The sequence below is a fragment of the Phycisphaeraceae bacterium genome, assembly GCA_019636555.1.
In the GTDB taxonomy this organism is placed as follows: Bacteria; Planctomycetota; Phycisphaerae; order Phycisphaerales; family UBA1924; genus JAFEBO01.
In genome coordinates this window covers 1,360,627-1,373,137 of sequence record JAHBXH010000001.1, presented here as the reverse complement: position 1 = coordinate 1,373,137, position 12,511 = coordinate 1,360,627, and the positions used below count along the sequence as shown (strand labels likewise).

The window sequence follows — 12,511 nt, the reverse complement described above, 5'->3', positions numbered from 1 at the left end:
GGTTGTTAAGACGGCTGGAGCGATTGTGCCGTGTATCCGGAACAAATTGCCCAGAATTGCGATCCCGGGTCGCCACCGCTATGCTTTCAAAGTATCCTGAAAGTTTCGAAGCTTCGCCCATGAGCAACCTCTACACCCCGCCCCCGCTCGTTCCTCACGCCGACCCTCTCGACGCGGGGTTTCTGACCGCGGTTGCTTCTGGGACAGCCAGGCTCGGCCCGGACCAGGCTCTCGAGCTCTTCCGGCGCTCGCCATTGGCCATGCTCGGGCGCTACGCCGACGCGAGTTGCCGGCGTCTCCACGGCGACTCTTTCCGGACGTATGTGATTGACCGGAACATCAATTACACAAACGTCTGCAACGCCAAATGCACGTTCTGCGCGTTCCGCCGCGACGGACACGAGGCCGATGCGTACACGCTTGAGTATGAGGTGCTTCTCCAGAAAGTCGGCGAATTGTCCGCCATCGGCGGCACCCAGATCCTGATGCAAGGAGGCATGAACCCCGATTTGCCATTCGACTGGTACCTCGATCTGCTCTACGCGATCAAGGAACGCTACCCGCACATCCACGTGCACGGATTCAGCCCGCCCGAATTCATCGAGTTTGTTCACTTCTTTGATCCGCCCGGCAAGAACCTGGAGGAGAAGATCCGCTGGGTCATGGTCCGACTGCGTGATGCCGGCCTCGACAGCGTTCCGGGAGGCGGCGGCGAAATCTTCGCGAATCCGGTGCGTCGCAAGATCGGGCTAGGAAAGTGCGACGCGGAGAGTTGGCTCACGGTGATGTATGTGGCGCACTCGCTCGGCATGTTCACGAGCGCGACGATGATGTTCGGACACATCGAGGGATACGCCGACCGCATCCATCACATAATGCTGGTGCGTGAGTGGCAGGATCGCGCACTGCGGGAATTCGGCGGCGAATTGGCCAAACCCGATTCCTCGATCGACACGCCGGCGCCGCAGATCCATTCGAAGTACGCGAACGGATGGCGCCGCCCCGAACGCCGGAGGGCAAGCGCCGGCGGCGGGCACTACAAGGCGTTTATTTCGTGGCCGTTCCAGCGCGAGAACACGCCATTGGGTCGCGTAAGAGACTGGGGAGTGAACGAAGCCGAACTCAAATCCGAGTTCCCCGGCGACCTTCTCGCTCGCGCGTTTGAGTGGGGCAAGAACGCGGATGTGGATCACAAGTCGGTTCAGGGCGCGGAAGAATTCGGCCGACGCGTGCGCATGAGCGGCAGCACCGACTACCTGCGCACGCAGGCGCTCAGCCGCCTGATGCTCGACAACATTTATTCGATCGGTAGTTCGTGGGTCACCATGGGCCCGCACATCGGGCAAGTCGCGCTCTCGTACGGCGCGAACGACATGGGCAGCGTGATGATGGAAGAAAACGTGGTCAGCAGCGCCGGCACGACCTATTGCCTCGATGAGGCGGTGCTCTGTCGCCTGATCCGCGGGGCAGGCTTCATTCCGGCGCAGCGCGACAATGTGTACGACATGCTGCGCGTGCACTCATCCGCGAGCGCACCGGATCTTTCGGTTACCGACTGGTCCATGCATCGCGCACGAAAAATGCACCAGGAAGCCCCGCGCGAGAAAAAGGTGGCGCTCCAGGTTCAGGTCAAATCCCGCTCGGGCGAACTCGAACCCGCCCGCTAGCAGGCTGTTGAAAAACTCCAACCAGTCGCAATTTCGAACCGCCATCTACCCTCGCGACCCGGGTCTGAGGGCCAGAAAGTTGTCTGCAATGCGTCGGCGCAGTAGGCACAATCAGAATTTCAACAGCCTGCTAGAGCAGATCGCCTTCGGGTATAGAGGCCGCAGAATTCGGTGCGCCTGGCGATGTCGTGCGCAATCGCCCTTCGCTGCACTCGGGCTCGTAGGGTAAGGTTCCGATCGTTTGCATGCGCCCTTCAAAATCGCTACACGTGAAGCGATTTCGCTCTAGCGGCGACGGCGAATTGCGCAAAGCCCACTCAATCCGATCAGCGTCAACGCGGCCGGCGCCGGGATTTCGGCCATCTCGATGTAGCTCGTTCCGTTCACATCCGCGATCGAAAAATCCACTTGCGAGGCGCGGACACCCATCTCGGGCGCAAACCCGGTGAGAACCATCTCGTTGTGGAACCAGTTGTAGAGCGACGCCACATCGCCCGCCTCCAGCCACGACTGCACGGTTGATTCTGATGTTGCGAAAATGCTGCTCCACTCACTGAAGCCCGGAATGAACGCCGAATCGAGCATTGTCACCGAGACGCCCCCGTCGTCGTAGACGCCGATCACGGTGTAGCGTGCCGCACCGATCGGGTCGTCGAAAATACCGAGCGATACATCCTGAGCAATCGAAGTGGAAACACTGACTGTGTTTATGCTGTTCTTGGCCGCGTCGGTCAGCGCCCAGCCTCCGAGCGCTTCGTGCTGCACCGGCGCCCCGGACTCCTGAAACCAAGCGAGCAGATAGACATGGCTCAGGTTGTTCGCCGCGGGTGAAGCATCACCCTGGAGTCGCAACTGAATCGCGGAAGAGCCCGCGAGCGCGGAAGCCGAGGCAGCGAACGCGGCGGCAAGCGGAAGAGTTTTCATGGTGAGTCTCCGAACTTAAACGGGGAAGAGGGCGAGCGCTGGAAGAGGTACAAACGACAAAACGCCGCGGCTGCGGCGCTGCTCACTCTGCCCCGATCAACTATGACTCACGATTCCCGGCGTCGCCTACCAATCCCCGCGTTGCAGGCGATCGGAGCAGCCTGGCACGCCAAAACTGCGCTTCAACTCATTGCGGAAGAATCACTTGCGGAACAGCAAGTCCGCGATCTGAATCGCGTTGAGCGCTGCCCCTTTGCGGAGCTGATCGCCCGAAAGAAAAAGGCAGTGATGACGCGTCCGGCCCTGTGCATCCCGGTTCGATCCCGGATCGGCGCGCAACCGACCGACAAAGACCGTGTCCGTACCAGATGCCTGCAGCGGTGTCGGGAACTTGTTTGCTTTCCGATCATCGATGAGGCAAACACCCCTGGCGCCCTCGAACGCCGCTCGAACTTCGCCTTCCGAAGCGGGCGAGGAAAGGGTCACGGCGACCGATTCGGAATGGGCGCGAATGACGGGCACACGCACGCACATCGGCGAGACCTCCACGTCTGGATCGTTCCAGATGCGCCGAGTCTCGCCGATCATTTTCTTTTCTTCGCCATTCAGGCCCGTCGCCTCATCCATGGTGGAGTTGTGGCTAAACACGTTGAACGCGCACGGCTCTGCAAACACCTTGGCTTGCGGCGCGCGGCCGGCAAGCATGTCCGCGGCCTGAGTCTGGAGTTCGACGATTGCCGCGGCGCCAGCGCCCGACACAGCCTGATACGTCGAAACGACGATGCGCTCGATCCCGAATCTCCGGCGAATCGGTTCGAGCGCGACCAGCATGAGAATCGTCGAGCAGTTCGGGTTGGCGACGAGCGCCGGCTGCGACGCCCGGACGACTTCCTCACCGTTCACTTCGGGCACCACCAGCGGCACGCCGGGATCCGCGCGAAAGGCCGAGGAATTGTCCACGACTGCACATCCCGCGGCACGCGCGATCGGCGCCAAAGCACGGGCCGTATCCGACGTCGCACAGAACAGAGCAACCCTTGAACCGGCAAAGCTCGCCGGCCCTGCTTCCGTCACGGTCAGGTTTCCGCCGGAATACGGAATGGACGAACCAGCGGAGCGCGCCGACGCAACGGCGCGAATCTGCTTCGCCGGATGATTTCGCGACTCAAGAATCGAGAGAGCCTCGCGCCCGACCGCGCCGGTCGCCCCCACCACAACGATCGGACAATCGGACGGAATCATGAGACCACCTCGACGACAGATTGAATCGGGACGACAATTTCGGGAACTTCCGCTGTCTCGTATCGCGCCTTCACGGTCGATTTGATCGCGACCGCTTCGATCGCTTTCGGCTCGCGTTGCCTGCCGATCCCCGCTTCCCGCAGCGCGCAGTCGAGGTCCTGGATGAGATCGTCGATGTGCTCGATGCCGATGGAAAGCCGCACCAGATCGCGCGGCAGCGCGTGACGCTCCCGTTCACTCTCCGGAACACTCGCGTGCGACATGTAGAACGGCAAGCTGGCCGACGACGAAACCGTGCCAAAGCTCACGCGGATCGCGAATAACTTCAACGCCTCGACAATCCGACGCGAAGTTTCGACCGACCCTGTCTCGAAGCACACCAGAGCTCCGCCCCCCGCGTGCTTGGACGTGCACTGATTCGCGAGAATGTCTCGCCCCGAATGCGACGCCAGCGTCGGGTAGCGAACCTGCTGCAATCCGGCAACGCCCGCCAGGTGCTCCGCGATTTTCCTCGCGTTTTCCTGCTGACGCTCGAGCCTGAGCGCGAGCGTGCGCAGGCCTCGTTCGAGGTTGTAGCAGTCAAAGGGCGCGAGCGCGCTCCCTTCACCGTTCTGAGTGCGATAGAGGTGGTCGGCCAGATCGTCGCGGTTCACCGCGACAACGCCGGCAGTCACATCGCTGTGCCCGCCGATGTACTTGGTGGCGGAGTGGATCACGATGTCCACGCCCAGATCGAGCGGACGGAGATTCAGCGGCGTGAGCAGCGTATTGTCCGCCGCGGTCAGGATTCCTCTCCGCCGCGCCGCTTCCGCGATGGCTCGAACGTCGTAGATTGTGAGCATCGGGTTGCCGACCGGCTCGAAGTAGATGAGCTTGGTTTCGAGTGACGCCGCGGCGAGAAAACGGTCCACGTTCGAAGCATTGCAATAGCGAACGTCGACGCCGCGATCCGGCAGAATCGTCGAGAAAATGCGCTGCGTTCCGCCGTAGAGATCGTTCGCGGCGAGAATCTCCTCTCCGGGCTTGAGGAAACGAGTCACCGCGGCGATCGCAGCGACTCCGCTGGAAAACGCGAACGCCCGCTTGGCGCCCTCGAGTTCGGCGAGCTGCGATTCAAGAACCTGCCGCGTCGGATTTCCGCTGCGGGAGTAGTCGAATTCGCCGAACTCCGTCGCGGATTCCTGTTCAAACGTGGCGGACAGGTAGATCGGTGTCACGGTCGGCTTGTGCTGCAAGCCGTCCGTGGCCGGATGTACGAGCTTGGTGTGAATGTGCAGCGTCACCGATTGACTCCCGGACGCGGCGCCGGCAGCGGCGCGCCGCCCAGTGCGGGTGCGGCTTCGCGTTGAGGCCCTTGCGCGAACCTCGCGGCAACGCCGTGCGCTCTGGCGTGTGTACGAACACGGTCGTGCACATCTTCCGGGTCGAAACGTTCCCCGGCGATTTCGAGCAAATCGGCGAAGACCGATTCGGCGGTCGGCCAGCGGCCGGCACCGCGCCCGTTCACCACGATCTGGCGTTCGTCGGCAAGACGCACGATCGCCGCGTTCTGTTCGTTGCGAAGCTGCGCAAAGCAGCCCGAGAGCGGGACCTCTTCCGGCCGCACGAGAGCACGCACGACGCCCGAACCTTCGTTCCGAAGAGTTGCGACCAGGCGGATGGCATTCCCCTGGGCCCGCGCGGCCGCGACCGCTTCCGCGTTGATCGATCGAATGCCGGTGCGTTCGATCTTCTCGACCGGCAACGAGACACCGAACCCAACCGCGGCAAGAACCGCGAGTTTGTTCGCGACGTCAAGGCCATCGAGATCTGCGGATGGATCGGCTTCTGCAAATCCCGCGGCCTGCGCCTCGCGAACCGCTTCGTCAAAGGAAACGCCGTTCTCAAGCCGGCCGAGGATGAAATTAGTGGTTCCGTTCAGCACGCCGCGAAGCTCGGCGACCTCGCCCGATTCGCGGGCGCGACGGATCGCTTCGATCACGGGCACTCCCCCGCCGACGCTCGCGCTGTACCGGAGCGACACTCCGTGCTTTCGCGCACGCTCGTGCAGCTCGGCGCCGAACGCGGCGATGACGGCCTTGTTCGCGGTGACAACGTGCTTGCCTGCGCCGAGCGCCTGGAGGATGAGCTCGCGCGCGGGATGCAATCCGCCGATCGATTCGACGACGACGTCGGCTTGTGATGCGAGCACGGCGTTGAGATCGCTCGTCAACAGCGGCGATGGCACGCCGCTCGATGCGTGCTTGCTCAGCGTGCGCACGCCGACCGACACGACTTCGAACAGCTTGGGCAATTGCGCGAGATGGCGGTAAACGCCGAGTCCAACGGTGCCGAGCCCGAGCAGCGCAACCCGCACCGGCTTGGGAGTTCCGATGCCCTTCGCGAATTGTGACGGTTCGGGCCCGATGACGGTGCCGACCGGGTGGCCGATGCCGCCGATTCCGATCGAGAGGTGGTGATCGCGTGCGAACCGAACGGCCTTGTGCTGGGCAACGCCTTCAACCAGCGAGAGCACGTCTTCGTATGACACTTTCCGATACCTGCGCGCGGTGGACGCGTGCTCGGCAGGATCGCGGTCGTAAAGACCATCGACATCCTTCACGAGCACACAATCGCAACCGAGACCGGCAGCGATGAACAGCGCCGAGAAATCCGAGCCGCCTCGACCCAGCAGCGAAGTGCGACCGAGCGCATCGCGCCCGATGAAACCCGGCACAACGAGCACCGGTCGATCGTCGAGTGCCGCGCGGATCGCATCGACGTTCAGGCTTTCCGGCTTGGCATCGAGCAGCGGCCCGCTGGTCTTGAGCCCGAGCGCGCCCGGATCGATCGCGTTCGCCGGAATACCCGCGCGATCGAGCGCGAGAGTCAACAGCGCCTGCGTCTGCGCTTCGCCCGTCGCGGCGAGTGCCGCGATGCCGCCGGCATCGCACGAATCGCCGAACGTCTTCGCGTGCACGAGCAACTTGTCCGTCGTCGGGCCCATCGCGGAAACAACCGCGATCACTTTCTGGCCGCGGCGGAGATAGCGATACACCTCGTGGATCGCGAGTGAAAGCGACTCTTCGTTCGGCAGAACGGAACTTCCAAACTTCAGAACGACGACGTCGTCGTTGTGAGCGGGCTGGGCATTGGGCTGGGCGGACATGACGAACTCCAGATCAAAAGCGGGTACGCGGATCACGCGTGGGCCGCGGAAAGAAGCGGGGAGAAAACGAACGCAAGTTGGGTTCAGGCAAGTTGACGCGCGCGACCGCGCGTCGTGACCGTCGTCGTCGTGGTGCGCGTCGTCGTGCTCTGAATCACGACTTGATCGAGCGCCTGCTCGAGATCGGCGATGATGTCCGCCGGATCTTCGAGGCCGACCGAGAGACGAATCAGTCCGTCGGTGATGCCGGTGCGCTCACGCTGCTCGCGCGGCACATCCCCGTGCGTCATCGATGCGGGGTGAGTGATCAACGTCTCGGCCGAGCCGAGGTTCTCCGCGAGAGTGCAGAGTTGGACGTTGTTCATCACGGTCACACCAGAATCTACACTGCCGCCCTCACCGGACGCAACCTCAAACGCAACGATTCCCCCGAAGAACACTTCGGAATCGGCGTTTTTCGTCGTTCTCTTCGCTCCGTGTTGCGATCGGATCTGTCGCAGGGCCAGCTCGTGCTGCGGAAACTCCGATAACCCGGGGTAGAACACCCGTGTAACCTTTGGGTGACTCAGGAGGTAACGAGCGACTTCCAACGCGCTGCGGGAGTGCTGGCGAATCCGCAGCGGCAAGGTCTTCAGGCCCTTGAGCGTGAGCCACGCATCGAACGGCGCCTGGATCGTTCCGAGCGACTTGCGAAAGAGCCGCAGCCGATCGAGCAGCGCCGAATCGCGCGTCGAGATCGAGCCCCCCACGGTTGCATTGTGGCCTTCGATGTACTTGGTTGTTGAATACACCGCGATGTCCGCGCCCCGGTCGAGCGGCCGGAAAAGCACCGGCGTCAGAAACGTGTTATCGACAGCGAGCGGGATGCCGCGCTCTTTCGCGATCCGCGCGATCGCTTCGACATCCGCGAGTTTCAGCGTTGGGTTCGCGGGCGTCTCGACAAAGACAAGCTTCGTGCGCGGCGTGATCGCGGCCTCGACCGCTCGCGAATCGGAAGTATCAACAAAGGAAGCCGCCACACCCAGCGGCTCAAGCACCAGGTTCAGCAATCGAACCGTGCCGCCGTACACAACGTCTGAGACCACTGCATGATCGCCCGACTTCAGCAGCGAAAGAAACAGCGTCGTGATCGCGGCAAGTCCGGTCGAAAAACAGACCGCGGGCGGCGTATTTTCCAGCGCACCGAGCGCTTCTTCGAGCGCCGAAACCGTCGGGTTGCTCGCCCGCGAATACGTGTGCCCCTTGTGCACGCCGACCGCTTCTTGCGCGTACGTCGTCGATTGAAAAATCGGGGTCAGTATCGCGCCCGTGCTCGGATCGGGCTTCCGTCCTCCCCGCAGCGCCACCGTGTCGATTCCGGCATGGGCGGGAAGCGCGAAAGTCTTTTCGCATGTTCGACTGGGCTCGGCGCGGTGTGCCGCGGCGGAGCGTGTTTCGAACGTTTCGGACTCTTGGTTCTGGATGCGACGTGACATTGCCGTGAACTCCACGGCACCAAGTCTGCATGAGCCAAAGGGCGGAGCGAAATCGGCGCAAGCCTTCTTCGCTTTTTGCAGGATGAAGGGCCAATCCCATCATCCGCCGCATCGTTCCCCGGGAGCAATCTTTCGACTGAACCCAAGGCTGGCTCCGGCACCGCGACTGTTGTTCAGCTCGGTTGCCGCCCGGGAATATGCCTTCCCGGGACTCTTGATGCTGGGCAAAGTGTATCGAAGTTCCCGGGGTTGTCAAGTCTTTGTTTATTCTGCATCCATGCCCGCTGCTGATCAACCCGCGCCACTCTCACCCGCCATTTCGTGGCTCGGCGACGGCGCACTCCGCCTGCAGTTCGGCGAATCGAACACGCCGGAAGTGCGTCAAGCCGTGCTTCGGGGCTGTCGCGCTCTGGAGGACGCGACGATCGACTACCCGTTTAGCATCACGCCGGCGTACACCACGATCTTGGTGCGGTTTGATCCCTTCGAATTTCGAGATGTGGAACCCGTGATCCGCTCGGTGCTCGCCGGATCAACGGACGAAGGCACTCCGCCCGATGTGAAGACGATCGAAATCCCAGTCTGCTACGAACCGAAGTTCGCGCCGGATCTCGAATCGGTTGCAGCTCACTGCGGGCTCATGTCTAGCCAAGTGGTTCAACTCCATTCAGGCGCGCATTACGAAGTCGCGTTTATCGGATTCACACCCGGCTTTCCATATCTCAGTGGATTGCCGCACCAACTCGCGACGCCGCGGCTGCCGAGCCCGCGCGTGCGAGTTCCGATCGGCAGCGTCGGCATCGCCGGAGAACAAACCGGAATCTATCCGCACGCGACGCCCGGCGGTTGGCGCCTCATCGGTCGAACACCGTTGTTTCTTTTCGATGCCTCGCGCAGCGACCCCTCGCTCCTGGAAATGACGGATCGAGTTCGCTTCGTTCCGATCACCGAACGCGAATTCGATTCGATCGCGAACAACCCTGGAAGGGATCGTTAGTTGCCGCGCATCACGATCATCGAACCCGGGATGCTGACGACCGTGCAGGCGCTCGGATTCCCTCATTTCACGAGCATCGGCGTTCCCGAGGGAGGCGCGGCCGACCAACTCTCACTCACCGTCGGCAACCGACTCTTGCAAAACTGGGATCACGACGCAGGCCTCGAGTTCACGCTGACCGGCGGAAGGCTGCAATTCGATTCCGATACTTCGATTGTCATCTCCGGTGGCGAAACGACGGCTCAGCTCGAAGGCGCGCAATCGCGCGAGCTTGGAATGTGGAACCCACATCAGATCCGGGCCGGCGACATCGTCCGCATCGGACCAATCCGGCGCGGCTGCCGGGTCTACCTCTGCGTTGCGGGCGGCCTCATGGTCCCGGATTGTCTCTTCGGCGCTTCAACCAACTTGAGCGCGGGCTTTGGAGGGCTGGGCGGTCGCTCGCTGCGCGCGGGCGACTTCCTCGAATTCGATGCCGCGGCGGCGCGGGAGCCCCTTCGAGTCTTCGATGCCCACAAATTCGGCGTGGACTTGCTCGAGCGGCGTGTGCTGCGCGCGGTCGAGTCGCCGCTCGCGCACCGCTTTGATCCGGACGCCGCGGACTTGTTCTGGCGTTCGGAGTTCACCGTTTCCAATCAATCCAACCGCGCGGGGATTCGGCTCGAAGGCCCGGCGATCCCGAGCTTGTGCGCCGGCCGCATGCTGAGCGAAGGCATGGCCCCGGGCGCGATCGAAGTCCCAGAAAGCGGACAACCAATCGTTCTTGGGGTTGAACACCCCACCACCGGCGGCTATCCGGTCCTCGCGTGCGTCGCCTCCGTTGATCTGCCGATTCTCGGGCAACTCCGGCCGCGCGAGAAGGTACGCTTCGAACCGGTTTCTGTGAAGGAGGCGCACCGTCTTCTTCGGCTCCGCAACTCGCAACTGCGCGAACTGCCCAAGCGAGAAGTTCCGATTCGCTGATCCACGATGCCAACCGAGACACCAACTGCCGGGCCTTTCCACTGGTGGACCAGCGCCACACCGGAGGCTCGCAAAGCGCTTGTTGCGGGCGGCGCGGGGTGGATGCTCGACGGCATGGACGTAATGCTCTATGCGCTCGCGCTCACCACAATCAAAAAAGAATTCGGTCTCTCAGCAACCCAGAGCGGATTGATCGCTTCGTCGACTCTTCTCGCCTCCGCCTTCGGCGGCATGTTTTTCGGCGTCGTCGCCGATCGGATTGGCCGTGTCCGCGCGCTCTCGATTTCGATATTGCTCTACTCTGTTTGTACGGCGATGTGTGCTACTGCGCACAGCCTCGAAGCTCTCATCTTCTGGCGCCTCCTTGTCGGGATCGGGATGGGCGGAGAGTGGGCGGCCGGTTCGGTGCTCATCGCCGAAACCTGGGACCCGAAACAGCGCGGCCGCGCGATCGGCGTCATGCAATCCGGCTGGGCGATCGGCTACATCATCGCGGCGTTGCTCGCCGGGTTCATCATCCCGAAGTGGGATTGGCGCCCTCTTTTCGTTGTCGGTGCGGCGCCGGCGCTGATTGTTCTCTGGATTCGTCACAGCGTGCCCGAATCAAGAGCGTGGCTCGAGTCTTCCGCCGAGCGACCCGGCCTTCAAGAAACCTTTCGTACGCTTGCACGTTCCCCTTACCGCTCGCGCGTGTTCACCGCCTGCCTGCTCACGACCTCGCTCATGTGCGCGTTCTGGGGTCTGTTCACCTGGATTCCCGGGTTTCTCGCTCTGCCGCCGGAGAAAGGCGGCGCGGGAATCGAATTTCTTCAATCCACCGCATGGATCGTCACGATCCAACTCGGCGCGTTTCTCGGTTACTTCAGCTTCGGATTCCTTGCGGAGCGCTTTGGCCGCCGTGCGATCTTCGTCGCGTTCACCGTCGGCGCTGCGGTTTCCACGCCGATCTTCGGCTTGAGCTCGGGAAACAAGTGGCTGCTGTTCTCGATCGGACCGATCGTCGGATACTTCGGCCACGGATTCTTCAGCGTCTTCGGCTCGCTGCTCGCCGAGCTTTTTCCCGCGCGCGTGCGAGCAACAGCCCAGGGGCTCTGCTACAACTTCGGGCGTGGTGTCAGCGCGATCGCTCCCGCCGTCGTTGGAGCCCTCTCGATGAGCCTTGGACTCGGAGTCGCGCTCGCCTTTCTCGGCCTCCTCTTCCTTGCCGGAGCCATCATCTTCTTTTTCCTGCCCGATACACAGGGCGAAGCTCTCGAATGAAACCGATCGACCTCAACTGCGATCTGGGTGAGGGCGTCGTCGATCCTTCGATCGAAACTGCACTTCTCGATTCGGTCACATCGGCGAACATCGCCTGCGGCGGACACGCCGGAGATGTCTCCACCATTCGCCGCCTCGCCCTCGCGTGCGCTGCGAGAGGAACCGGGATCGGTGCGCATCCCTCGTACCCCGATCGCAAGGGATTCGGGCGCGAATCACTCGCCCTGACCGCCGCGGAAATCGAAAAGTCGGTCCTTTCGCAGTTGCAGGTCTTTGCATCCGTCGTCGAAGGCGTCCCGGGCGCGCGGATCGCGCACATCAAGCCGCACGGCGCTCTCTATCACGACGCGATGCAGAATCTCGACATTGCCGACGCCATCGCGCGTGCCGCGCGCGGGGTCGCGCCGGCCGCCGTGCTGGTCGGACAAGCCGGCTTGCGCGGGCTCGAGCGTTGGAAGGAATCGGGGTTTCGGGTCGCGCGCGAAGCCTTCGCCGATCGGAAATACGAGCCCGATGGAACGCTCCGGTCGCGAAAACTTCCCGGAGCGCTTCTCCAATCTCCCTCCGAAGCCGCGGCACAAGCTGTCATGATCGCGCGCGAAGGACGGGCGTTCGCCTCTGATGGTTCAAGCGTCTGGATCGATGCCGAGACGATCTGCCTGCACTCTGATACACCCGGCGCGGTCGATTTCGCCGCCGCCGTGCGCCGCGCCCTCATGTCGGCGAGTGTCCAGGTCTGCCGCATGGGCGCGGCATGACCAGAACATCGCCCGACACATGGAAACATGCTCGAAGAGGTTTCCGCATCTGCCTTTGCCGGGCTCCGGTAAGATGA

At 62.7% G+C, this 12,511-nt stretch carries 10 protein-coding genes; 5 read left to right on the top strand and 5 right to left on the bottom strand.

What is annotated here, in order from left to right; genetic code table 11:
- Positions 1 to 119: 119 nt before the first annotated feature.
- Positions 120 to 1,667 carry a radical SAM protein gene (locus tag KF691_05665; GenBank protein ID MBX3388924.1) on the top strand — a complete coding sequence of 516 codons (1,548 nt, stop codon included), beginning with the start codon at positions 120 to 122 and terminating at the stop codon, positions 1,665 to 1,667.
- 285 nt (positions 1,668 to 1,952) lie between these two features.
- Here the strand turns inward: KF691_05665 and KF691_05660 are convergent, their stop codons facing one another.
- From KF691_05660 to KF691_05640, 5 genes are all read right to left on the bottom strand, one after another.
- A complete protein-coding gene (locus KF691_05660) occupies positions 1,953 to 2,591 on the bottom strand; it encodes a hypothetical protein (GenBank protein MBX3388923.1) in 639 nt (212 codons plus the stop codon).
- 201 nt (positions 2,592 to 2,792) lie between these two features.
- The gene (locus KF691_05655) at positions 2,793 to 3,833 is read right to left on the bottom strand and encodes an aspartate-semialdehyde dehydrogenase (protein MBX3388922.1); all 1,041 of its coding nucleotides are present in this window, start codon (positions 3,831 to 3,833) and stop codon (positions 2,793 to 2,795) included.
- The gene (locus tag KF691_05650; GenBank protein MBX3388921.1) at positions 3,830 to 5,116 is read right to left on the bottom strand and encodes a PLP-dependent transferase; all 1,287 of its coding nucleotides are present in this window, start codon (positions 5,114 to 5,116) and stop codon (positions 3,830 to 3,832) included. The genes KF691_05655 and KF691_05650 overlap by 4 nt, the downstream gene beginning before the upstream one ends.
- Positions 5,113 to 6,981, bottom strand: a complete 1,869-nt coding sequence (locus KF691_05645; GenBank protein ID MBX3388920.1) for a homoserine dehydrogenase — start codon at positions 6,979 to 6,981, stop codon at positions 5,113 to 5,115. Before KF691_05645 ends, KF691_05650 begins: the two co-directional genes overlap by 4 nt.
- Before the next feature lie 83 nt (positions 6,982 to 7,064).
- Entirely contained in the window at positions 7,065 to 8,456 is a 1,392-nt protein-coding gene (locus tag KF691_05640; protein ID MBX3388919.1) for an aminotransferase class I/II-fold pyridoxal phosphate-dependent enzyme, read from the bottom strand.
- Positions 8,457 to 8,733: 277 nt separating this feature from the next.
- Here KF691_05640 and pxpB point away from each other — a divergent pair, with 277 nt between their 5' ends.
- From pxpB to KF691_05620, 4 genes are read left to right on the top strand one after another with little or no spacing between them, the layout of a single operon-like run.
- Positions 8,734 to 9,453, top strand: coding sequence for a 5-oxoprolinase subunit PxpB (gene pxpB / locus KF691_05635; GenBank protein ID MBX3388918.1), 720 nt, complete (start codon positions 8,734 to 8,736; stop codon positions 9,451 to 9,453).
- The gene (locus tag KF691_05630; GenBank protein MBX3388917.1) at positions 9,454 to 10,416 is read left to right on the top strand and encodes a biotin-dependent carboxyltransferase; all 963 of its coding nucleotides are present in this window, start codon (positions 9,454 to 9,456) and stop codon (positions 10,414 to 10,416) included.
- Positions 10,417 to 10,422: 6 nt separating this feature from the next.
- Positions 10,423 to 11,676 (top strand): MFS transporter, encoded by a 1,254-nt coding sequence (locus KF691_05625; GenBank protein MBX3388916.1) that lies wholly within the window; start codon positions 10,423 to 10,425, stop codon positions 11,674 to 11,676.
- Positions 11,673 to 12,434, top strand: a complete 762-nt coding sequence (locus KF691_05620) for a LamB/YcsF family protein (protein MBX3388915.1) — start codon at positions 11,673 to 11,675, stop codon at positions 12,432 to 12,434. Before KF691_05625 ends, KF691_05620 begins: the two co-directional genes overlap by 4 nt.
- The last annotated feature ends 77 nt before the right edge of the window (positions 12,435 to 12,511 follow it).

What these genes read in the sequence shown, in the direction of transcription:
- KF691_05620 (MBX3388915.1), top strand. Translation starts at nt 11,673, where the DNA reads ATGAAACCGATCGACCTCAACTGCGATCTGGGTGAGGGCGTCGTCGAT.
- KF691_05625 (MBX3388916.1), top strand. Translation starts at nt 10,423, where the DNA reads ATGCCAACCGAGACACCAACTGCCGGGCCTTTCCACTGGTGGACCAGC.
- KF691_05665 (MBX3388924.1), top strand. Translation starts at nt 120, where the DNA reads ATGAGCAACCTCTACACCCCGCCCCCGCTCGTTCCTCACGCCGACCCT.
- KF691_05655 (MBX3388922.1), bottom strand. Translation starts at nt 3,833, where the DNA reads ATGATTCCGTCCGATTGTCCGATCGTTGTGGTGGGGGCGACCGGCGCG.
- KF691_05640 (MBX3388919.1), bottom strand. Translation starts at nt 8,456, where the DNA reads ATGTCACGTCGCATCCAGAACCAAGAGTCCGAAACGTTCGAAACACGC.
- KF691_05660 (MBX3388923.1), bottom strand. Translation starts at nt 2,591, where the DNA reads ATGAAAACTCTTCCGCTTGCCGCCGCGTTCGCTGCCTCGGCTTCCGCG.
- KF691_05645 (MBX3388920.1), bottom strand. Translation starts at nt 6,981, where the DNA reads ATGTCCGCCCAGCCCAATGCCCAGCCCGCTCACAACGACGACGTCGTC.
- pxpB (MBX3388918.1), top strand. Translation starts at nt 8,734, where the DNA reads ATGCCCGCTGCTGATCAACCCGCGCCACTCTCACCCGCCATTTCGTGG.